Below are 21,915 nucleotides of genomic sequence, written 5' to 3'. Positions count from 1 at the left end.
TACTGTTAGTGTTTATTATACAGTTTTAATGAACACAGCTTTTTAGTTTATTGAAAAACGAGTAAACACTTAACCGCTCTTTGTAACTTTAGCACCCATTAGTACGTTATCATTGTATGAAATTAATATACCTGCCGTCGTTTATTTTTTTACTGCTGCTCCCATATGTCTCATCGGCAGATGCTATAGATAACGTAGCCAATCTTTTAAAAACAGGTAATACCAAAGAGCTTTCCAAACTATTTGCCAATAATGTGGAGATCGCCATTATGGAAGACGAGAATGTTTACTCGCAAAACCAGGCTACAGTTATACTGGATAAGTTCTTCGCAAGGAATAAGCCTAAAGGTATTAAGCTGTTACATAAAATAAATTCGGGGGGTAATTATCATTTCGGTGTTTATATTTTGAATACAGATAAGGGCGAATTTCGGGTCGCCATCACGCTCAAGGATGCAGGCAAAGGCACTAATGTTGTCGAATTAAAAATTGAAGACGAAAAGGTGAAATGACTTAGTTCATGGATCATGGTTAATGGTTCATAGCACCTGTTTGGAGCTGAACCGTTTTCATAGTCAGAGATTTGCCATGAACCATGAACAATGAACCATTATCTTTACCGTAATCAATCCCCTCCATTTAAAAATTGTTGTTACTTTTGACACTCAAAAAGTACACAATTGGATAAAGAACTCATACACCAGTTTATAAATAATGCTTTAAGTGAGGATGTGGGCGATGGCGATCATACCTCGCTTTCAACCATCCCGGCCGACGCTACCGGCAAAGCAAAACTTTTAGTTAAGGACGAAGGAATACTGGCCGGTGTAGAGCTGGCTGCCGAAATATTTCATGTGGTTGATCCAAACCTTAAACTTAACGTGTTTTTGCAGGACGGAGCCCCGGTTAAATATAACGACATAGCTTTTGAGGTTGAGGGCAATTCGCGCAGCATTTTGACCGCCGAGCGTTTGGTACTAAATTGTATGCAGCGTATGTCGGGAATTGCTACAAAAACCAGGCAGATAGTTGATTTGCTAAAAGGGACTAATACTAAAGTTTTAGATACCCGTAAAACTACGCCGGGGCTTCGTTATCTCGAAAAATGGGCGGTGCGCATTGGGGGAGGTGTAAACCACAGGTTTGGTTTGTACGATATGATCCTGATTAAGGATAACCATGTAGACTATGCCGGCGGGATAAGACAAGCTATTGAAAGTGCTAATCAATATTTAACCGATAGTGGAAAAAAACTTGCCATTGAAATTGAGGTGCGTAACCTTGATGAACTGGAGCAGGTTTTACAACCCGGCCGGGTTAACCGCATACTGCTTGATAATTTCAATTTTGATGACCTGCGGCAGGCTGTTGGTATAATACAAGGGCGTTATATTACCGAAGCTTCGGGCGGTATCACCATTGATAACATACGTGAATATGCCGATTGCGGGGTCGATTATATTTCTGTCGGGGCGCTTACTCATTCGGTTAAAAGCCTTGACCTTAGCCTGAAAGCCGTAAAATAGGGTAATTAAAATATCAAATAACACATTGTTAAACAAAGTTTAGTGGTAAAAGCGCTGTGATTAAAACGCTTTTACCGCTTCAATTTTGTAATATTGCAGGAGAATGATAACCGTTTACTCTGTTACAGCACTTATAATGGCTTATCTGTGCGGCTCAATACCTACGGCTGTTTGGATTGGTATGGCTTTTTACAATGTGGATGTACGCGAGTACGGAAGCGGTAATGCAGGTGCTACAAATACTTTTCGTGTGCTTGGTAAAAAGGCGGGCATCCCAGTGATGCTGCTTGATATATTTAAAGGCTGGGCAGCAACAAACTTCGCTTATTTCATTGGTGCATCTGCTACAGGTGCCATCAATTCAACCGCATACACTAATTATGAACTGGCCTTAGGCATAGCGGCAGTTATGGGCCATCTGTTCCCTATTTTTGCAGGTTTCCGGGGCGGCAAGGGCGTAGCAACTTTGTTTGGAATGATTTTGGCTATACATTTTCATGCCGCTTTATTATGTATAGTGGTTTTTATAACGGTGTTACTGATCTCAAAATATGTGTCGCTTAGCTCAATTGCAGCTGCCTTTACTTACCCTATAGGCGTTACATTTGTTTTTCCGACACCTATACGGTCTATAGTAATTTATGGCATGTGTATTTGTGTGCTTGTGCTGGTAACCCACCAAAAAAACATTGAACGCTTAATAAGAGGCAAAGAATCGAAAGTTAATTTTTTTAAGAAGAAAACAACAGCTGCCTAATCACCATGAAAAAGTTTAAACCTTTATTAGTCCTGATAGCCATCATGGCTGTCTTTTCCTGTTCAACTGTGCCCTTAACCGGCCGTAAACAGTTAAGCCTTGTTGGCGATGCCGAAGTGAACCAGTCGGCAGCGGCAAGTTATAAGCAACTGCTTTCCGACCCCAAAACCAAAGTGGTGGCCAGCGGTGCCGACGCGCAACGTGTTAAAACCATTGGTAACAGACTGGCTGTAGCCATTGAAAAATACCTCAAAGAAAACGGTTATGGCGATCAGTATAGCTTTAATTGGGAGTTTAACCTGATCCAGAGCAGTGAAGTTAACGCATGGTGTATGCCTGGCGGTAAAGTTGCGGTTTACAGCGGATTATTACCTGTAGCCAATACCGATGCCTACCTTGCCGTAGTTATGGGCCATGAAATTGGGCATGCCATTGCCCGCCACTCGGCCGAACGGATATCGCAGGAGATGTTGGTACAAGGGGGCGGACAACTGGTAGGAGCGGCGACAAGCCAGCAGTCGCAGGCTACACAAACCGCCATAAGTACATTATATGGTGTTGGAAGCCAGCTGAAATTGTTGGCCTATTCCCGTAAACAAGAATCAGAAGCCGACCGTTTAGGTTTAACCTTTATGGCTATGGCCGGTTATGACCCGCACAATGCCATTGCCTTTTGGCAACGTATGGCAGCCCAAAACAAAGGTGGGACACCGCCTGAATTTTTAAGCACTCACCCTGCCGATGCTACGCGTATTGCCGATATCCAGAACCTCATACCCGAGGCTATGAAATATTATAAAAAATATTAATCATTTTAGTAGATCCCGCTCGTAAAAAAGGCGGGATTTTTCTTTTTATGGCTAAAAGCGAATTTTTAAAAGCCCAGTGGAAAAACCTTGTAATGCTCAATTACGAGGTTGATGCGGCAATATTAAAACCTTATACGCCAGCAGGCACGGTGCTCGACCTTTGGGAAGGAAAAGCGCTGGTAAGTATGGGTGGTTTCATGTTTCTGGATACCCGGGTATTGGGTATTAAATGGCCCTGGCATGTAAACTTTGAAGAAGTTAACCTGCGGTTTTACGTGCGATACTTTAATGGTACCGAATGGAACCGCGGCGCTGTTTTTATAAGCGAAATAGTGCCTAAAAGCATGATTGCGCTCATTGCCAACAATCTTTATAAGGAACATTATCGCGCCTTGCCCATGCGGAGCTCTATCACCGCGACAACAGATAACCATACCCAGTTTTTATACGAATGGAAACTTAACGGGACCTGGAACAAGCTTGGCGCTACGGCAAGCTACACCCTGGTGGATATTAAGCCCGGCAGCCCGGAAGAGTTTATTTTAGAACACTACTGGGGATACAATGGTTTAAGCGAAATAAAGACAATGGAGTACCAGGTTGAGCATATTTCATGGCAAACAGGTTTGGTGCGCGACTATGTTTTTGATGCTGATGTTGCCGCACTCTATGGTGATGCATTTAAGCCATTTTTGGAAAAAGAGCCGGTTTCGGCCTTTTACGCGCTTGGGTCGGATATCGTGGTGAGAATGGGGGAGAAGATAGTGGTGGGGAAGTAAAGAGTTATGTGAAAGGGAGTGATGCTTCGAGTTTTTATGGTAAACTTATGGAAGTGAATTATTAAGCATGACGATCTGCCCCAGAGGGGCAAAAGGCTTGTAGAAAAAATAAATGCCCTTCCTTTTACAGCCCCAGAGGGGCTGAACAAAGCCAATAAGTTAATTATTGAGGCAATTTAAAGATATATTGTTCGTCAAATTCTATATTGAAATCATTTAGCATTTTCCTGTATTCGTCTAAAAATGTAATTTTTCGATGATGCTCTTGCTGATTTGCTATGTAGTTTACCACTTTATCAATTTGTGACCTGCTATTACTAAAAGCTCCATATCCTTCCTGCCACTGAAATCCGCCATTAGCTAATTTTTGTTTATTAACCCATTCGGACGAGTCGCTTTTTATAAATCGTACAATTTCGGAAATAGATTGGTTAGGATTTAATCCAATAAGTAAATGCAGATGATCAGGCACATTGTTGATAGCAATTAGTTTATGCCCCTGGTTTTGAACAATTGAGGTTATATACATTCTTAACCGCTCAGCCCATGTATCTTCAATTAATGCCATACGATATTTACGGCGAAAACGATGTGGATATATAACTGAGAATAAGTGTTATTACTTGCCATACATTGTGATCAGGTTCGTTAAGTTGAGCACCTCTGGTGCTCTAATCAAATTTACATTATTTTTCTACAAACCTTTTGCCCCTCTGGGGCAGCCTTTCAATTTCTTAAATTTAAGTTAATGATATCGCTTGTAGCAGTAATCTGATCCGTTCCGAGTTAGCTGTGCTTTTAACCCTTATTAAAGCAACTATGATTAAATAATCCCCTCCCATCACCACCCAGTCAAAAAAAATAATCACTTCATTAATAATCACGTTGTTTGCTATTTTTGCCACCCATACAATTTTTGATACATGGCAAATTACAGCAACCGCATTGCACAGTTAAAAAGCGAGATCCAGCCTTTACGCGATCAGCTTATCAACCACGAGCTTTATAAAAATATTACATCGCTTGATGAGCTTACTGTTTTTATGGAGCATCATGTGTTTGCTGTTTGGGATTTTATGTCGTTGTTAAAAGCTTTGCAGCAAAAGCTTACCTGTACTGTTACCCCATGGATGCCAACCGGGAACGCCAACACCCGTTATCTTATTAATGAAATTGTTGCGGGCGAAGAAAGCGATATCGATGAGCAGGGAAACCGTGCAAGCCATTTCGAACTTTATCTGCGTGCCATGCAGCAAGCGGGCAGCACCGCCGAAGGCATCAATAACCTGTTTAATGAACTCAATTTCGGTAAGCATATTGATGAAGCGCTGATCATAGCCAATATTCCTGTTGCCGCCCGCAATTTTGTGCAGCACACATTTGATGTTATCGATACCAATAAAGATCATCTGCAAGCTGCAGTATTCACCTTTGGCCGCGAAGATTTGATTCCGGATATGTTTGTGAGCATAGTAAAAGAGCTGAGCCAACAATTGCCGGGTAAGGTTGATATATTGTTATACTACCTCGAGCGCCATATTGAAGTTGACGGCGATCATCATTCCCAACTGGCCTATCAAATGACTGCCGAACTTTGCGGCGATGATGACAGCAAATGGGCCGAAGCAACTGTTGCTGTTAAAGAAGCATTACAGGCGCGCATTGCACTTTGGGATGGGATTTTGGAAGCGATTAAAGTACAGGAAATAAGTTCCCTTTAACCATATAGCGATGGAAAAGTCATTTCAAGAGTGTATGGTTAGGGACTTTTCTTTCGCTTCCTAACGCTCGTTCTTTTCCCAGCGCTATCGGTTTGCTATCGTAGTATACAAAAATACTGCTGATTCTCCCAATATTACCTGGTCGCCTTCACTTAGGGGGTGGCCAATTTGAGTGGAATTGAGTTTGATCATCTTACCATCAGCCGCGATATGGATCTTGGTTTTATTGCGCGGAGGCACACCGCCTTCATCAGCAAAGATCATGAAGCGCTCGCTTTCGGCGTCCCATTCAATATGGGCATGCTGCCTGCTGATGTATTTATTACTTTCGTCCCTGCTCTCTCCCGGAAAAACAAATTGATTTAGCCTGAACGAGCCATTTTCGGTAACGGACTTTTTATCCCTGCCGATGTAAAGTTTGGGGTCGGTAGCTTTGATCAGGTATTCTTCTTTTTCGGCCTCACCGCTCAGGATGCGTAAATAGGCTGTAAAGGAAGCTGCATTGTGTGCAACCTGCTTGCGGGTATTCATGATAAAGGCGGCGTCCAGATCAGGGATCCGTTTTGCTTCTGTCGGGAGCTCATCGGTGAACTCAACATCCAGCGTCCAGTCAGAAGGCAAATTGATGTCAAAGTCGTCGGCTATTTTTTGAACCTCGTTTTTGAAAAGCGCTTTATCATGTACATAAACCGCGCCCTCATAAATAGGCTTGTCCTCGGCATCGGCAACTATAAAAAGCTTCAGCTCTTTAATATGGCCGCCTTCTCCACCTTCTATCTTTTGTAACGATTCTTTAATGAAACGTAATATAGCTTCACGTAAGCTTTTTACATCCCAGGGTTGTTTTTCGCCGCTTCTTTTAAATAAACTAAATGCCATTTGCTCTTCCTTTCTGCTTAAACACTATTCTTCTGTAGTGGTTTCCGTTTCCATGCTTTTTATATAACCTTTTTTCAGCAGGAAAGGGATCACATGATTGCCGGCCAGGTGTACCGCGTCTGACGATCCGCGGGTTGATTCTACCCGGATACAAACCACCATATAGCCGCTGCCTTTTTCTTTTGGTGCAAAGAAAACATACCAGCCGTCATTAACACTCTGGTTCCTTACAATACGTTCCGGCGTACCGGTTTTACCTGCTACCTTGATGCCTAATATAGGCGTTTTAGGCGCGCTTTGCTCAATCATATATTGTTTTAACAAAGCAGCATAACGCGGATCTTCGGCCAGCTTGATGCCGCTTTTTACAGCCACTGTTGAATCGGCAATTTTTAGCGCGTACCTGTTGGGCAGTAATATACCGTCATTAGCCACACCTGATACCAGCCTTGCTACCGCTGCGGGGGTAGCAATCAGCTCGCCCTGCCCCCAGGCCATACCCGAAATACCTTTAGCCCTTGTTTTATGGATATTGTTAGGATCGTACCTCGGTTTGGTATTAAATTCGGTTTTACGCCATAAGGCGCGCCATTTATCTTCCTGGGTGGCATTTAATACCGGTTTATTATAATAGTAACCGCCTACGCCATGCAAAAACATCCCTGTTTTAAGGTACAATGTTGCCATGTACTCTTCCAGGTGTTCCTGGTTGGCCAGCTTAATAAAATATACGTTGTTTGATTTGGCAATGGCCCGCTCCATGGTGATCATCCCGGTTTCGTCCGGTTCGATGCCCTTGGTACGGATCCGCTCCTGGGTGCTTACATGATATTGTATTGCAGATGCAGCAATGCCTAATTTATTAAATGCCGACATCGCCGTTAAAACTTTGGCCGTTGAACCCGGCTGACTGGCATAGGTAAAACCCAGATCGGTAGTGGTTAACCAGGTAGCCAGTTTATTCTGATCGGCCAGTGGCATAGTCAGCTGGTCCCAGTTGTGCACAGGAGGCAGCGGGTATTGTGCCGATGTAAGCACATCGCCGGTATTGGATTCCACGATAACTACCGAAACCCTGTTATCATACAGCGAAGTATCGGAAGCGATAGATTGCTGAATACTGGTTTGCAGATCGGCATCCATGGTAAGCTTTACATCGCGGTTTTTGTTTTTGAAAGCCTCGACTTCAGGGCCGTTGATATCACTTACCAGCAGGTTGGCCAAAGCGCTGTAGTCTTTTTTAGCTACGGTCATTTCCTTCATTCCGCGGGGCAAAAACCTGTCTTCCTGGTAACGTGATGCCTTCACATTATAATTGGTGATGGGCATATGAAACCCCCGAAGCTCGGCGGCATGTTCATACTCGGCAAAATAACCGTTGGTGCTGCCATTAAATACCCCGGTGTTTTGATCGCCCGTCCAAAAAAACATTTGTTCTTCAAACGGATAAAACCTGTCCAGGCGCTTGTGCATAGCCGAATCCAGGTCATAATGCAGCATACCCGAAGCGCTTAATTTGTTTTTTTGTTTTTCGATAAGCTCGGGTTTGCTGGTAGCCAGGATAAGGCCGTTACGGTCATAGATAGTACCTGCTTGCAACCTGTTCATCAATATAGCGATACGCGGGTTATAGCTAAACATCCGCAGGCCGCTTTTATCGGCAACCAAAGCAGGTTTTACAACCCATTGCTTATTATCTGTTGTGTAGCGCGATACATTCACCACCAATAATACCACTCCGGCAAGCGCGGCTGCCAATGCAGGTACCAGGTTTTTATCCTGCTGTTTGGTGATATAATCCATTTGCACAGCGGTTCCCCTTACTGATGAAACCGACAGCAGGAAGCCCGCGGCCAGCAGATTTATTACCAATGATGAGCCGCCGTAACTTTCAAAAGGAAGGGAAACGCCGGATAACGGCAATGCCCCGATGGAGCCGCCCGCAATCAGCAAAAACTGCACAAAAGTACATACGCCTATGCCCGCGCTGAGGTAAAACAGCAGGGGCATCCCCGTTTGCCTGCCTATGATGATGGAACGGTGCAGGTACAACAAAAACAAGATGAACACCGCGGCCATGCCAGCCCAGCCAAACTCTTCACCAATGGATGGCAATATCATATCGGTATGTGCTTCGGGGATAGTTTTGGCAAAACCCTGCCCAACACCTTGTCCGCTTACCCCTCCACTGGCCATGGCCCAAAGTCCGTTAGCTACCTGGTCGCCGCCGTAAACCTCATTATTCCAGGCGTCCTGCCAAATGGCCTTACGCTCAACCAAACGCTCCACCGGTCCGGGGATAATTTTATCGAGACCGGGGATTTTATCGATGGTTAAAAAAGCAGTGATCACCACGAGCGCCATAATGGCCGATTCACTCAACCTCCTCCGCCTGAAAAATACTACGCTCCCAAGCGAAAAAAATGTGATGCCGGCGCTAAGCCATATATTATCAAAAAACCAGGTAGTGAGCACAAATAGCACCACAAAGCCCGCCATATACAGGAAATCGCCCCGTGAAAAAGAGAACAGGATGATGAACGTAAAACAAATCACCATGGCCGGCCCCAGATCGCCCAAAACCAAAAACAGCAGCAGGGTTATTATCGTGGCGATAAGTGCAAAAGAAAAGAACGACCAGCGCTTGCTCCAGCTGGCGTATTGACTGATGAATTTTTCGTTGGTGGCAAAAAATCCGGCAAGGAAAATAACAATGAGGTATTTTACAATTTCGCTTGGCTGAAAACCCAGCAGGTTAACTTTTACACCGCTACCCTCGGGGCCGGTACCAAACAAGATGGTGGAAAACAGGATGCCCATGGCAACAATAGCCCAGGGCCAGCCGTTGGCGGCGCTCCTGCTCCATTTAAAAACAAGCAACCGGTAAAAGCCCGAGTCGGGGTTAAGGCGGCGAAGGTTAAACAGCTGAATGATGCAGATCCCCGCCATGCCGATGCCCAAATAAACAAGCGTATCTTTAGCCAGGAACCTATCGCGCAGTGGGTCTTGCAGGCTTAAAAGCGTAAGGAATGAGATACCGGTAAGCATCATGATCAGGGGTAAAATGATCTGATCAGCATTAGGATACCGGGCGCTGAGTAACAGGTGTACGATGATAAAGCTTGCAAAAAAACTGCCAGCTATGATCCAGTACCACATATTAAACTCTTCCTGGTAGCGCACGATAAAAGCACCCTCTTTTTTCAGGATGTTAAAATCGCGGGTAGAGAGCAGCTTGATACTATGAGGTGCCTGGCTAAATTTAAAGGTTACGTCTTTGTCCAGTTCGTCAACGCCCTGCGAGCGGCCAAACTCAAAACCCGGCTGCATGGGCAATACCGAAAATGCTTTGCCGGTTGGCAATTTGGCAAATACAAACCGCCCTTGCTCATCGGTACGGGCAAAAGCTGTTAGTGACTGCAGTACCTTCTTTTTCTGATCGTTAAGTACATACAGTTTTTTGTATGATGAGGCATTTTCCGAATAAGAGGTTTTAGCCCCGGTCTCCTCATCGCTGAAAATACTATCACGGGGTAATATCATGGTGAGCTTTACCAGTACACCGGGCACAGGTTCGCCTTTGTGGGCTATTGTACCTTTAATGCTGTATTCGCCAAGGTTGAGATCGGTTTGGGCGCCCAAAGCAGGAGGATTTTTCAATTCCTGTTCAAAGCGGATAGAATCATCGCCGGTATAGCCTAAAAGTGTGCGGGAGGTAAGTACGCGTTTCTTGAAAGTTTCACCGCCTTTTTCAAAGGCCTCGTCGGCATTTACGTAGTATTTACGTTTGTTAAGTTCGCCGGTATTATCTACCAGGTCGCCGGTTGTTTTACGCGATGCTATTACCGATTCAATGTAATCAACATCCTTCGGATCGTCAAAATAATACCCTTTTTTAAGCAGCGCCTTTACGTTTTGAGCGGTATTGGGCGAGTTAAGGTTTACGATGGTTCCGTCCTTCAGACGCTTATCAACATCAGTGAATTTAAGTTGCAATACGCTGAAAAGCTTCACAAATAAAACGGCCAGCAATATGCCTGTAAGCAACAGGAACAGCCGTTCCATTCTCCTGCCGGGTACTTTGGGGTTTTCCTGGGCCATTTATCAGTGAGTAGCTTTAGTTGGGACAGAATCAGTTTTGAACATGCTGCCAAACAACCTGCCCGAGATGTATTTTTTATTAGGGAACATGTACAATGCCTGCACCGGCGTTAAGCAGTTATTGAACTGCACATTTTTTAGCACAAGGGCATCGTTATGTGTTACGATAGCTGTACCAAAGCCATCAAAAGCAACGCTATCCAGCACTACATATTTGCAGTTGGCAGCCAGCGCGATAGCCGGGCCAGAATAGGTGGAATCTTTTTTAAATACGACGGCGCCCTTTGTTTTAATATACAGGCTATCCTTATTGATATGCAGCGTATCGCTCAGCACAATAGGCTGCTGAAAATCAGCCGCTGAAAGTAACAACGTATGGCCTTTTAATTTATTGATAGTATCCTGGAGCTTGAGCTCCACCGCGTTTTTAATATGCTGAGCTACCAACGTATCTGTTTTTTTAGGAACAGCAGCCTGATCTGCATTCTTTTTAAACTGCCAGATAAATCCACCCAAAAAAATAAAGCAAAGCAGGGTAAGTACAGCCACTGTGCCGCCATTGCCTTTGGTTTTTACCACAGGATCAGGCTCTTCTTGCCTTTTTACCGGGGCGGGTGCAATTGCTTCCGGCTGTTCGGCAACTTTTACAGCAGCAACCGCTGGTTTCGTGGCGCTGTGTTGCTTGCGCTCCTTATCGTTATGTACCAGTACAACGGTCACATTATCTTTTCCACCACGGTTATTGGCTGCATCAATCAGTTTTTTTCCCTTTTCGGGCAGGTTATCGCTGCTGGTAAGGATATTGGTGATCTTGCTTTTATCAACAAGGTCGGTTAAGCCGTCGCTGCAAATGAGCAGGATATCGCCCGGCAAAAAGGGCGAGTTACCTGTCTCTACAAAATCGGGGTCCTGGCCTATTTGCCCGGCAAAACCAAGCGCTTTGTTGATCTCGTTGCGTTTGGGGTGGTCCATGGCCGCTTCCTCGGTCAGCCGGCCCGAATCTTCCAGGAAGCCCACAAAAGAGTGATCTTTCGAGATCTTGATCAGCGAATAATCTCGCAGCAGGTACAGACGGGTGTCCCCAACGTGGGCATAATAAAATTTATTGTTGATCATATCAACCACGGCCAGTGTAAGCACACAGGCCATGTTTTCAAGATCTTTGTTCTGTACTTTTTCGTCGTAGATCCGTTGATTGGCAATGGTAAACGTATTTACCAATAGCGGCACAATATCGCCGGCTATATATTGCAATTGCTCCAGGATGGTGGCGCGGGCAATTTCGGCAGCTATTTCGCCGCCGGCATAACCGCCAACCCCATCAACCACACAGGCAATGATAAAATTACCATCACCAGATTTTTCGGCAATAAAAACGTCCTCGTTATTTTGCCTTTGCCTACCGGTATCTGTTATCCCGAAAAAATTATTTGCCATGGTTTTAACTGGATTTTTTTATGTCGATAAAATGAGCTACCAATAACAGCACACATATTGCCAGCAGCCCTATTGATAATACCTGTGACATTTATGGTTCGGGTTTAAATATGTTAATACCTACTATGCCATTGAGCAGAATCCTGGAGTTGAACGGCAGCTCAACCCATTGCGGCGAGTTCACGTCGCTCCCGGCTACTTCCAGTTCGTTGATCAGGGTGCGCTCGCCAAAAGACGCCATGTAAAACTTACCATCGGCTTTATTTAACCTGATGCGCAGGTGGGGGGTGTTCACCCATTCAGACGGCACCTTAAACACGGCCTGCTCGTCCCTTTCCTCATCACTGCCCGATACAACAATATCATCATCCTTGATCAGGTACTCCACCTTGCGGCCAACAAACTGCTTATCGGGCATAATGGTTTCCAGCCGGGCCAGCACCTTGGTTCCGGGCTTAACTACGTCCTTTTCGTTGTGCTGCAGGTCATTAGCATAAGGCAATTCATAATAACCCTCGCTGTAATAAGTAAAGCCTTTTAAAACCTCATTGCTGATATCCAGGGTTTGGGCAACACCCGTTTGGCGCGGAATGAAAGTAACCCGCAGGTTCTCTTCTTTTTTAGCGCTTGTGCCGGGCAGCAGTTTGCCTATAAAACCCTTATCGCCGCGTTTATAATCCGGGTGCGATACCAGCCTGAATACCCATTTTGAGCTTGAAGGTTCCACCTTTTTGCCTACTTCCTGGTGTTCGCGCAGCAGTTCATAGAATTTTTTAACAGATTCATTAACGATAATGCCGAACAAGCCCGAGCGGTTATTTACAAAGTCCTGGTAGTCTTCCTCGTTAAAGCTGATGATAAATTCGTGGTAAAAAACTATCCTGTCGGCAAAAGAAAGCTGCTTGATCGATTCTTTGAATTTTTCGATGATGTATAAATACACGTCATCGGGCGTTAGCGCTTTTATTTTTACCGCCTCCTCGTTTACTGGTTTCCCGTTTGGTAAAAACCAGTCCTGAAGGCCTATCCGTTTCCAAAATGTTGATTTAGGTTCCATTCTGTATTTGCTAAATCATTAAAAGTTTAAATTAGAGGTATCCGCTTTTTTCACGCTATCGCGATAAAACTGCGTATCTTCCTTTTGTTGTTTTGCCCGTTGTATGTTACGCAATATCGAATCGGCGGTTGAATCAACTTCCGGTGGAATATTGCTCTCATCTTTGTAATCACTGGCCTTAGGCTGCTGTACAGAGTCTTTTTTTTGGGGTGGGATAATTTTACTACTTGCAGCCGAATCGGTTGCCTTTTTTGAAGGTTTAAACAGCCTGCTAACCACCCCATTATAAATACGCCCGCCAAACTTATCCATCACCACTGCCGAAAACACGGTAAAACCGCAAAGCAATATTATGAACATAATGAAGATCGGCTTTGACATGCGCACGGCTTTGCTATCAGCAGGCTCGTTGCTAACTACCTGTGCCGGTTGCTTGTTCTCGTTTTCCTGGTAATATAGCACCAGCCCCTGCAGTCGTTCATTTTCCTTCAATAAAACTTCGGTGTTCCACGATTCATCGGGGTGCGTTGGACTGATAGCGCCGATACTGCCCTGCATCAAAGCTTCCTGCAATTCAATGCCGTTGGCATACCGGTTATTGATGTCTTTTTGCAGGCATTTAGCCACAATCTGTAATAACCAGGCCGGAACCTGCATCTGCATTTCCTTTTTCTCGTCCGACCAGCTTTCGGGCAGGTTTTTGCGGCGCAGCTCCATTACATCAGGTATCTCCGACTCCATGTGGGCCAGCATCACGGCGTTGCGTGCTGTTTCGCCATTATCTTTTAGCGGGAAAGGCACCTGCCCGCCAATCAATTCATACAGGATGATGCCGTAGCTGTACACATCTGTTTGGAAATACATCAGGCCTTCATTTTGCTCGGGTGCCATAAATTCGATAGCGCCCGCATGACGGATACTGGTACGGCGCTGATCATCAGACATAGCCGAAAGACCAAAGTCAAGCAGCACGTAGTTACCGGTATGTACGTTGAACTTTACATTATTGCTTTTGATGTCGCCGTGCTTTACCGAAACTTTGTGACAGTGTGATAACGCATTTGCCAGCTGATCGGCCAGTTTAATGATCTCTTTAATGCTGAAGATAGCCTCATGCGGTGGTTTAAGCAGGTCTTCCAGATCGGGGCCATCAATATATTCCATTTCGATAAACGGGAACGAACCACTTTCGGTAATGCCCGAATTAAGGATTTTAACCACATTTGGGTTAGGCTCTTCGTTTACCTTTTTTAGTTTTTCGACCTCGTTCTGGAAATTGCGAAAATTTTTATCGTCGGTGCTTTCGGTGTGAATAGGAGTGGGCAGGAGCTTTACCGCTGTGATAATAGGCCCATAGCGGCGACCTTTATAAACAGAGCCCTGACCGCCCGTTCGTAAAGCCCCCATGTTTTCCAAACCTTCGGTAATAGTAAATACTTTGCTCATTGAGTTATACTTGGGGAATGAGTATTCGTGACAAATATTAAAAACTTTTTACTCAACATAACGCAGGCATTAGTGTTTGGTATAAAAATATAAAAAAAAGTTCGGCAAATCTGAACCATGATTTGCCTGATTAAAGGATTATGCGATGCAAATAGTTATCTGAACCCTGATTTATTTGATTAAAGGGTTAAATTATGCAACTGGTCATCAGGAAATCCTTTAATCAAGCGAATCAAGGTTCATTATTGTATCACTATCTCATCCATCATTAACCATGCCTTTGCCCCGGGAATATACTCACCCGGCGGAATAATGCCCTTGTTAGTTGCCTTTATCCTGATATATCTTGCGTGCTGTGTTTTGATGTTTGCCCTTACCGCGTTGATGCCGTTATCCGGAAAATCAGTCTGGCGGTAAACTTCGGTATAATTGCTTCCATCTGTTGATACCTCGAACGTAAGCAATGTTGGCTCCCACATTTTTTGCCAGTGGTATTTTAGTATGTTAATGCCAAGCTTTGATATGCTTTGCACGTTTCCAAGGTCAACTACCGCTTCCAGATCATCGCCACTGAAACCATACCATTGCCCGTCGTTATAAAGCTTACTGCCGAAAATACCGTTTACCAAACCAAAGGTATTACCCGGATTAAAACCACCCTGTGGCTGGTTTTTAAGTGTTACTGTTTTGCCAATGGCTTTGTGAATGGTAAATGATTTTTCATAAGTACGCCCCTGACGTTTACCTTGGTTAAAAACGGTGGCTTTAACGGTGCCTGATGATGTTATGGTAAGCGCACCTGTGTAAGGTTTGCTGTTTAATCCTGGTTCGGCACCATCTGTAGTATAAAATATTTTGGAGCCAGGCAAAGTTGTTTGCAGGTTTAATGCTACTTGATGATCTGCAGTTTCTGTTATCGAATCGGTGATCTCATCAAATACATCAGCCGCGTTTATATTTAACTTTTTGAGCAAAGGCTGCTGGTACCTTAGTCGTTTCAAAAAATCCGGATAGCTTTTATTTTTCTTTGAACTCCAGGCAACTTCGGCCAAAGCCAGCATTCGCGGGAACAATTGCCGCTCGGCCTGTGCGGGGCTGGCCATGTATTCGCTCCAGGCGTTGGCTTGTACTCCTTTAATGTATTTTGCCTCTTCACCGCTCAGGTCGCCGGTTATTGGTTCATAATTATAGACCTTGCTTAGTGGTGTATAACCTCCGCCTGCTAATGGCTCGGCGGGGTAAAGCGATTGGTAATAGTCAAGATATACATATTTTTCGGGCGTCATGATGGCATCATGATGCTGTTTGGCGGCGGCTATTCCACCTTCTTCGCCAGTCCAGCTCATGACGGTTGCACCGGGGGTAAGCCCGCCTTCCAGAATCTCGTCCCAGCCTATGATCTGCCGGCCTTTACTGTTCAGGTATTTTTCCATGCGGCCGATGAAATAACTTTGCAGTTCCTTCTCATCTTTCAGGTGTTCGTCCTTAATGCGCTGCTGGCATTTGGGGCAGGCCTTCCATTTGGTTTTAGGGCATTCATCACCGCCGATGTGAATATATTTTGAAGGGAACAACGGCAGTACCTCATCCATCACATTTTGTAAAAAGGTAAACGTTTCGTCATTGCCGGCGCAATACACATCATCAAAAATACCCCAATAGGTAGCGGTTTTATACGGGCCGCCGGTACAACCCAATTGCGGGTAAGCAGCCAGCGCCGCCAGTGCATGGCCCGGCATTTCAATTTCCGGGATTACCGTGATATGCCTTTGAGTGGCATATTCTACAATTTCCTTAACCTCATCCTGGGTATAATAACCGCCATAACGTTTACCATCAAACCTGTGCGGACTATCCTTTTTGTGGCCAATGATGGTTTCATCGCGGTAAGCCGAAATGCTTTGCAGTAAAGGATATTTTTTAATTTCGATGCGCCAGCCCTGGTCATCAGTTAAGTGCCAGTGAAAAGTATTGATCTTGTATAGTGCCAGCAGGTCTATCCATTTTTTAATGGCTTCGGGTTTAAAAAAGTGGCGGCTTACATCTAAATGCATTCCGCGGTATGCAAAACGGGGGTAATCCATAATGGTGCAGCTTTGCACAGTTACTTTTCCGCCGGATACTTTTAGTAACTGGATAAGTGATTGCAAACCATAAAACACACCGGCTTCATCATGGCCGCTAATTTTTATACGTTTAGCTGTAACCGATAGCTTATATCCCTCTGGTTGGGTAACATATTTATCATCTATATTTAACTGAACAGGAGCATTCGACCTATGATTTGCCCGGAGGCTGAAACCAGAAACAGATTTAAACCAGGTATTGAAAAATGTAAGGTTATACCGGCCGATGTTGGGTGCGGTACCTATTGCTGTTGATTGATTAAAAGTAAAAACCTGGTTTGCATTTGTCTTTACCATTATAACGGGCTTCGGGATAATGCCTTCTTCTTTTACCTGAGCGTTGGTTACCACTGCAAAAAGCAGGCATAACGGAATACAACTGAAAAATTTGCGGAATGTAAACAGGTTGACCATCAATGTAAATGTGAAACCGAATATACTTTTTTTGCCGAAAGGCGGATAATGAAATCGTTTAATAATAAAAAACACCGCCCCGTTTTTCTTATCCTACATCAAGTGCCGCCGGCGATTTTGACCGTAATTTTGAATCATAATAACACAGCAAGTATTAAAATATTTAAAACAAGGAAAACAATGGAAAACACTATAAACGGCATTCACCACATCACTGCAATTGCAGGCAATGCCAAAAAAAACTATGATTTTTATACCCATGTATTGGGCTTAAGGTTAGTTAAAAAAACCGTAAACTTTGACGATCCCGGTACCTATCACTTATATTATGGCGATGGCAACGGTACGCCCGGCTCCATCCTTACTTTCTTCCCATGGGAAGGCATCACAGCAGGTCGCCGGGGCGCAAGGCAGGTAACTGAAATTGGTTATTCGGTACCTGAAGGTAGTTTGGATTTCTGGTTGAAAAGGTTTGAGGATAACAATGTGATCTACAACAAACCGGCCGAAAAATTTGGCGAGCAGTACCTTACTTTTCTTGATCCTGATGGTTTGAAATTTGAGCTTATCGTTCCCAAAAAAGCCGATACTCGCACACCATGGGAAACTGCCGAGGTAACCGCAGCCAATGCTACCAAAGGTTTTCACAGCATTACTATTACATCGAATAAAATTGAGGCTACTGCCAAAATATTAACCGGTGTATTAGGCTATCGCTTACTGGAACAGCATGTTAACCGCTACAGGTTTATTACCGATGCTGTCGAAAATGCAGCTATAGTTGATTTGGTGGAAGTTCCGGGAGAAGTTGCCGGTCATGTAGCGGGTGGTTCTGTTCACCACGTAGCATTCCGCGTACCAAACGAAAAAGTATTGATGGAATACCGTGAAAAGATAGCAAACCTTGGCTTGCATATCACCGACAAAATAGACAGAAACTATTTCTACTCATTATACTTCCGCGAACCAGGTGGTGTTTTGTTTGAGATAGCAACCGATAACCCAGGCTTCGCGGTTGATGAACCAGCCGAATTATTGGGCACAGGATTAAAATTACCTGCGCAGTATGAAAACCTGCGCGGCGAGTTGGAAAAAACATTACCATCATTAGTTTAATCAAACAGATGTACAGGCATACAAAACAGGTTGTTTCGGCGGGAGTTCCCGCCGAACAGGCCAAAAAAGCCATCATTATGCTGCATGGCCGCGGCGCATCGGCAAGCAGCATGATCTCGCTTAAAGATCGTCTTGAATTAGATGGTTACGCTATCTATGCGCCACAGGCCAATCAACATAGCTGGTATCCCTACAGTTTTATGGCCCCGGTGCAAAATAACCAACCGGCACTTGATTCGGCCCTTGAAGTAATTGACGAACTGGTAGAGGACCTCAAGCAAAAAGGAATAGCACAGGAAAATATCTATTTTCTTGGTTTTTCGCAGGGGGCATGTTTAACGCTTGAATATACCGGCCGCAATGCCGGCAGGTACGGGGGGATTATCGCTTTCACCGGCGGATTGATAGGAGAGGAATTGGTTAAGGAAAACTATAAAGGCGATTTTAACAATACCCCGGTACTGATTACTACCGGCGACCCCGACCCGCATGTACCGGTTAGCAGGGTTAATGACAGTGTTGAAATATTAAAAGAATTAAATGCGGGTGTAACCCTCAAAATATATAAAGGCCGTCAACATACTATTTCCCATGAAGAAATTGTGTTGGCAAACGAAATACTGAAGAATTGATTGTTTTCAAAGTTGAGTGTTTAAGAGTGGAGAGCTGCCCGGAGGGGCGGCTCTCTTTTTTTGCCGGATAGCATTGATCAACCTGTATAATAAATAAGTTATGCCTATGCTTTTGATAACCTTTGGGTTATTTTATATTAATAGCCGGTAGTTTGAAATGATGGTTAAGTTATTCATAATTAGCATATAAGCTTATTTTTACTTTTTAAATATATTAAATTAATATTTAAGTAATTTTAGCCTTTGTTTCCCGGACGAACTTAATTAGTAAACTATGCCCGACAAAATTGTGATGAGCGATATGCAGCTCATCAGCCGGTTAAAGGCTGATGATGAAGCGGCGCTTACCATGATTTACAGGAGGTACTGGGCTTCACTTTTTAAAGCGGCTTATAATATCTTAAAAGACAGGCAGGCATGCGAGGATATTATCCAGGAACTGTTTATTAAGCTTTGGGATTGCCGGGCCGAAGTGGAGATCAATATATCGCTTAAAGCCTATCTGTATGCATCGGTACGTTATGGGGTTTACAGGCAAATCCGCACAGGTACCCCTGTAAGAAGCGAGATTTTTGACGATCTGATAGAGCGCCTGCACACCCCAGCTACCCACAACACCATTGAGCATAAAGAACTGCTATTGCAAATAAACCAGGTAATTGATACCCTGCCCGAAAAATGCCGGGAAGTTTACAAACTGAGCCGCGAAGAATGCCTTAGTCATAAGGAAATAGCCCTGCAGCTAAACATCTCTACTAAAACCGTCGAAAATCATTTAACCAAAGCGCTTCGCCAGTTGCGCGGCTCGTTAGGCTCTGCTTTTATCCTGGAAGCGTTGATGTTTTTTTTAGATAAATAATTCTAATTATTTTATGGTGATCTTTCATGATTTGGTAATATCCCAATCGACGATTGAGAAAATAGCAATGTAAAAACGTTTTTTTTTTCTGGCTGTCATTTACATCTTATGATGCCTCACGTTTACATCATTTAATGTCTCATTTTTTTTAGTTAGGTGAAAGCTTTGTGACGCCTCTCTTTTAATGAGCCAACTGTGCAGAACGCCGAATTATTAATTATTGCTTCGGTACTCCAAAGGAGAGCTGCCGGTTTGTTTCTTGAATAGTCGGGTGAAATGTTGCGGGTATTTAAAGCCCAGTTCATAGGCGATCTCGCTAACGGACTTGTTGGGGTCGAATATCTTTTCTTTCGCCAGATCAATCACTTTTTCCTGAATATATTCATGTGCAGATTTGCCTGTTTCCTTTTTTATCAGTTCCCCAAAATAGTTTGCAGATAAATTGAGTCCATCAGCACAATAAGCAACCGTTGGCAGGCCGATGGTTTGCAATTTATCCGAACTCAAATATTCATTCAAAAAAGCCTCGAATCTTTCTAGTAAACCTCTGTGTGCTTCGTCACGGGTTATAAATTGCCGGTCATAGAAACGGACACAATAATCAAGAAAGAGTTCAATGGTGCTCACCACTAATTTTTTGCTGTGCTTGTCGATGGCATGTTCTAATTCATAGCGGATCTTGCTGAAGCTATCCAGGACAATCTTCCGTTCACGCTCTGAAAGGTGAAGTGCTTCGTTTACTTTGTAACTAAAAAAACCATAATCCTGTATATGTTTTCCCAAAGATGTGCCTTTGATAAAGTCGGGGTGAAAAACCAAGGCATGACCGCTTGGCTGGAAGAGTTCTTCCTTTTGTACTCCAGCCACCTGTCCTGGAGAGAAAAATACCAGTGTGCCCTCCTGGTAATCGTAATTTGCCCTACCGTAAGTCAGGTCACCACAATCCACATCTTTTAAGATGACAACGTATAGCCCGAAATACATCTTATAGCGCTTGCGCGGTGTTGCCTTTGAAAAATCTATGACGCTCACCAATGGGTGCAGCGTCTCTTCATTATTGAAGTCGTTATAAGACTTTACGGTCTCAAACCGGATGATCTCTTCCATATCAATTCCTTATCCTAAACAAATGTAAGCACTCCATCCACCAAATAATCATTACTGCCACCATATCCGAGAAATTGGTAGGTAATACCGTGATCTGTATAAGTGAAGACAAAAAAATAGGCCTGACCTTTGTGCCATCATCTACAATAACAAAAATTATTAAGACATGGACAAGAGAATATTAGGAAAAGACCTGGAAGTTTCAACCCTTGGATTAGGCTGCATGGGTCTAAGCTATGGATATGGCCCGGCTACAGAAAAAACAGAAGCAATCGAATTGATCCGTCACGCGTTTGAAATTGGCGTAACCTTTTTTGATACCGCTGAAGCCTACGGGCCTTACCTGAATGAAGAAGTGGTTGGCGAGGCATTGGAGCCTTTTCGCAACGAAGTAGTGATCGCCACCAAATTCGGTTTTAAGAACGGTAAGACAAGTGACGGTCTGGACAGCCGCCCTGAAAACATCCGCGCACATACGGAAGCCGCATTAAAGCGTCTGCGTACCGACCGGATCGACCTGCTGTACCAGCACCGTGTTGATCCTAACGTGCCGATGGAAGATGTTGCAGGTGCCGTGAAAGAACTGATCGCAGAAGGCAAAGTAAAGCACTTTGGTATGTCGGAAGCCGGTGCAGCCAGCATCCGTAAAGCACACGCCGTTCAACCGGTAACAGCACTGCAAAGTGAATACTCCTTGTGGTGGCGTGAACCTGAGAAGGAAATACTACCGTTATTGGAAGAATTGCACATTGGCTTTGTGCCATTCAGCCCGCTCGGCAAGGGATTTTTAACCGGTGCCATTAACGATAAGACCAGTTTCGATAAAACGGATTTCCGCAATGTGGTGCCGCGCTTTTCGGAAGAAAACCGCCAGGCGAACCAGGGCCTCGTAGATGCCTTAACAGAGATCGCGAAACAAAAAGGCGTAACCAATGCACAGATAGCAATTGCCTGGCTGCTGGCGCAAAAGCCATACATTGTGCCGATACCTGGCACCACCAAGATCAACAGATTAGAAGAGAACATGTCAGCTGCTAAGGTAGTCTTAAGCGAGCAGGATCTCGCGGACATTCAAACCGCACTTGGTCATATCGAGGTTGTCGGCGCACGTTATCCACAACATTTAGCTTATAACCAGGGACGTTAATC

18 protein-coding genes are annotated in these 21,915 nt (G+C 44.3%); 10 read left to right on the top strand and 8 right to left on the bottom strand.

The window, feature by feature from the left end:
* The first annotated feature begins 116 nt into the window (after positions 1 to 116).
* From BLP33_RS18605 to BLP33_RS18585, 5 genes are all read left to right on the top strand, one after another.
* Positions 117 to 512, top strand: coding sequence for a DUF4783 domain-containing protein (locus BLP33_RS18605; RefSeq protein ID WP_090531857.1), 396 nt, complete (start codon positions 117 to 119; stop codon positions 510 to 512).
* A 168-nt stretch (positions 513 to 680) separates the two neighbouring features.
* Complete coding sequence (nadC, locus tag BLP33_RS18600; RefSeq protein ID WP_090531855.1) at positions 681 to 1,526, top strand: carboxylating nicotinate-nucleotide diphosphorylase; 846 nt, start codon at positions 681 to 683, stop codon at positions 1,524 to 1,526.
* A 103-nt stretch (positions 1,527 to 1,629) separates the two neighbouring features.
* Positions 1,630 to 2,283: a glycerol-3-phosphate 1-O-acyltransferase PlsY gene (gene plsY, locus BLP33_RS18595; protein WP_090531854.1), complete on the top strand. Its 654-nt coding sequence runs from the start codon at positions 1,630 to 1,632 to the stop codon at positions 2,281 to 2,283.
* A 5-nt stretch (positions 2,284 to 2,288) separates the two neighbouring features.
* Positions 2,289 to 3,092 (top strand): M48 family metallopeptidase, encoded by an 804-nt coding sequence (locus BLP33_RS18590; protein ID WP_090531853.1) that lies wholly within the window; start codon positions 2,289 to 2,291, stop codon positions 3,090 to 3,092.
* Between the two features lie 47 nt (positions 3,093 to 3,139).
* On the top strand, positions 3,140 to 3,871 hold the full coding sequence (locus tag BLP33_RS18585; RefSeq protein ID WP_090531851.1) for a YqjF family protein: 732 nt from the start codon (positions 3,140 to 3,142) through the stop codon (positions 3,869 to 3,871).
* Positions 3,872 to 4,034: 163 nt separating this feature from the next.
* Here the strand turns inward: BLP33_RS18585 and tnpA are convergent, their stop codons facing one another.
* Positions 4,035 to 4,439 carry an IS200/IS605 family transposase gene (gene tnpA, locus BLP33_RS18580; RefSeq protein ID WP_254780196.1) on the bottom strand — a complete coding sequence of 135 codons (405 nt, stop codon included), beginning with the start codon at positions 4,437 to 4,439 and terminating at the stop codon, positions 4,035 to 4,037.
* 355 nt (positions 4,440 to 4,794) lie between these two features.
* Here tnpA and BLP33_RS18575 point away from each other — a divergent pair, with 355 nt between their 5' ends.
* Positions 4,795 to 5,592 carry a DUF3050 domain-containing protein gene (locus BLP33_RS18575; protein ID WP_090531848.1) on the top strand — a complete coding sequence of 266 codons (798 nt, stop codon included), beginning with the start codon at positions 4,795 to 4,797 and terminating at the stop codon, positions 5,590 to 5,592.
* Positions 5,593 to 5,676: 84 nt separating this feature from the next.
* On the opposite strand, the gene BLP33_RS18570 is transcribed toward BLP33_RS18575, so the two are convergent.
* From BLP33_RS18570 to BLP33_RS18545, 6 genes are all read right to left on the bottom strand, one after another.
* Positions 5,677 to 6,471 carry an FHA domain-containing protein gene (locus BLP33_RS18570; RefSeq protein ID WP_090531846.1) on the bottom strand — a complete coding sequence of 265 codons (795 nt, stop codon included), beginning with the start codon at positions 6,469 to 6,471 and terminating at the stop codon, positions 5,677 to 5,679.
* A gap of 24 nt (positions 6,472 to 6,495) precedes the next feature.
* Positions 6,496 to 10,572 carry an FtsW/RodA/SpoVE family cell cycle protein gene (locus BLP33_RS18565; protein ID WP_090531843.1) on the bottom strand — a complete coding sequence of 1,359 codons (4,077 nt, stop codon included), beginning with the start codon at positions 10,570 to 10,572 and terminating at the stop codon, positions 6,496 to 6,498.
* 3 nt (positions 10,573 to 10,575) lie between these two features.
* Positions 10,576 to 12,009: a protein phosphatase 2C domain-containing protein gene (locus BLP33_RS18560; RefSeq protein WP_090531841.1), complete on the bottom strand. Its 1,434-nt coding sequence runs from the start codon at positions 12,007 to 12,009 to the stop codon at positions 10,576 to 10,578.
* A 91-nt stretch (positions 12,010 to 12,100) separates the two neighbouring features.
* Positions 12,101 to 13,066 carry a hypothetical protein gene (locus BLP33_RS18555; RefSeq protein WP_090531839.1) on the bottom strand — a complete coding sequence of 322 codons (966 nt, stop codon included), beginning with the start codon at positions 13,064 to 13,066 and terminating at the stop codon, positions 12,101 to 12,103.
* A gap of 18 nt (positions 13,067 to 13,084) precedes the next feature.
* The gene (locus tag BLP33_RS18550; protein ID WP_090531837.1) at positions 13,085 to 14,512 is read right to left on the bottom strand and encodes a serine/threonine protein kinase; all 1,428 of its coding nucleotides are present in this window, start codon (positions 14,510 to 14,512) and stop codon (positions 13,085 to 13,087) included.
* A gap of 242 nt (positions 14,513 to 14,754) precedes the next feature.
* Positions 14,755 to 17,052, bottom strand: coding sequence for a glycoside hydrolase family 20 protein (locus BLP33_RS18545; protein WP_090531834.1), 2,298 nt, complete (start codon positions 17,050 to 17,052; stop codon positions 14,755 to 14,757).
* A 180-nt stretch (positions 17,053 to 17,232) separates the two neighbouring features.
* On the opposite strand from BLP33_RS18545, the gene BLP33_RS18540 reads away from it, so the two are divergent.
* The 3 genes from BLP33_RS18540 (at position 17,233) to BLP33_RS18530 (ending at position 19,659) form a co-directional block, all read left to right on the top strand.
* The gene (locus tag BLP33_RS18540) at positions 17,233 to 18,168 is read left to right on the top strand and encodes a ring-cleaving dioxygenase (protein WP_090532066.1); all 936 of its coding nucleotides are present in this window, start codon (positions 17,233 to 17,235) and stop codon (positions 18,166 to 18,168) included.
* A gap of 8 nt (positions 18,169 to 18,176) precedes the next feature.
* A complete protein-coding gene (locus tag BLP33_RS18535; protein WP_090531833.1) occupies positions 18,177 to 18,800 on the top strand; it encodes an alpha/beta hydrolase in 624 nt (207 codons plus the stop codon).
* Positions 18,801 to 19,074: 274 nt separating this feature from the next.
* A complete protein-coding gene (locus BLP33_RS18530) occupies positions 19,075 to 19,659 on the top strand; it encodes an RNA polymerase sigma-70 factor (protein ID WP_090531831.1) in 585 nt (194 codons plus the stop codon).
* A gap of 213 nt (positions 19,660 to 19,872) precedes the next feature.
* On the opposite strand, the gene BLP33_RS18525 is transcribed toward BLP33_RS18530, so the two are convergent.
* Positions 19,873 to 20,766, bottom strand: a complete 894-nt coding sequence (locus BLP33_RS18525) for a helix-turn-helix domain-containing protein (protein ID WP_090531829.1) — start codon at positions 20,764 to 20,766, stop codon at positions 19,873 to 19,875.
* 166 nt (positions 20,767 to 20,932) lie between these two features.
* On the opposite strand from BLP33_RS18525, the gene BLP33_RS18520 reads away from it, so the two are divergent.
* Positions 20,933 to 21,913 (top strand): aldo/keto reductase, encoded by a 981-nt coding sequence (locus BLP33_RS18520; RefSeq protein WP_090531827.1) that lies wholly within the window; start codon positions 20,933 to 20,935, stop codon positions 21,911 to 21,913.
* The last annotated feature ends 2 nt before the right edge of the window (positions 21,914 to 21,915 follow it).

Origin of the sequence: Mucilaginibacter sp. NFR10 (assembly GCF_900100445.1) — a bacterium.
GTDB classification, from domain to species: domain Bacteria; phylum Bacteroidota; class Bacteroidia; order Sphingobacteriales; family Sphingobacteriaceae; genus Mucilaginibacter; species Mucilaginibacter rubeus.
This window is presented reverse-complemented; position numbering and strand designations above follow the sequence as displayed.

Bases quoted from the DNA above. Each gene is read 5' to 3' on its own strand.
- plsY (WP_090531854.1), top strand. From the start codon at position 1,630: ATGATAACCGTTTACTCTGTTACAGCACTTATAATGGCTTATCTGTGC.
- BLP33_RS18525 (WP_090531829.1), bottom strand. From the start codon at position 20,766: ATGGAAGAGATCATCCGGTTTGAGACCGTAAAGTCTTATAACGACTTC.
- BLP33_RS18585 (WP_090531851.1), top strand. From the start codon at position 3,140: ATGGCTAAAAGCGAATTTTTAAAAGCCCAGTGGAAAAACCTTGTAATG.
- BLP33_RS18545 (WP_090531834.1), bottom strand. From the start codon at position 17,052: ATGGTCAACCTGTTTACATTCCGCAAATTTTTCAGTTGTATTCCGTTA.
- BLP33_RS18570 (WP_090531846.1), bottom strand. From the start codon at position 6,471: ATGGCATTTAGTTTATTTAAAAGAAGCGGCGAAAAACAACCCTGGGAT.
- tnpA (WP_254780196.1), bottom strand. From the start codon at position 4,439: ATGGCATTAATTGAAGATACATGGGCTGAGCGGTTAAGAATGTATATA.
- BLP33_RS18575 (WP_090531848.1), top strand. From the start codon at position 4,795: ATGGCAAATTACAGCAACCGCATTGCACAGTTAAAAAGCGAGATCCAG.
- BLP33_RS18560 (WP_090531841.1), bottom strand. From the start codon at position 12,009: ATGGCAAATAATTTTTTCGGGATAACAGATACCGGTAGGCAAAGGCAA.
- BLP33_RS18550 (WP_090531837.1), bottom strand. From the start codon at position 14,512: ATGAGCAAAGTATTTACTATTACCGAAGGTTTGGAAAACATGGGGGCT.
- BLP33_RS18590 (WP_090531853.1), top strand. From the start codon at position 2,289: ATGAAAAAGTTTAAACCTTTATTAGTCCTGATAGCCATCATGGCTGTC.
- BLP33_RS18540 (WP_090532066.1), top strand. From the start codon at position 17,233: ATGGAAAACACTATAAACGGCATTCACCACATCACTGCAATTGCAGGC.
- BLP33_RS18535 (WP_090531833.1), top strand. From the start codon at position 18,177: ATGTACAGGCATACAAAACAGGTTGTTTCGGCGGGAGTTCCCGCCGAA.
- BLP33_RS18530 (WP_090531831.1), top strand. From the start codon at position 19,075: ATGCCCGACAAAATTGTGATGAGCGATATGCAGCTCATCAGCCGGTTA.
- BLP33_RS18605 (WP_090531857.1), top strand. From the start codon at position 117: ATGAAATTAATATACCTGCCGTCGTTTATTTTTTTACTGCTGCTCCCA.
- BLP33_RS18565 (WP_090531843.1), bottom strand. From the start codon at position 10,572: ATGGCCCAGGAAAACCCCAAAGTACCCGGCAGGAGAATGGAACGGCTG.
- BLP33_RS18520 (WP_090531827.1), top strand. From the start codon at position 20,933: ATGGACAAGAGAATATTAGGAAAAGACCTGGAAGTTTCAACCCTTGGA.
- BLP33_RS18555 (WP_090531839.1), bottom strand. From the start codon at position 13,066: ATGGAACCTAAATCAACATTTTGGAAACGGATAGGCCTTCAGGACTGG.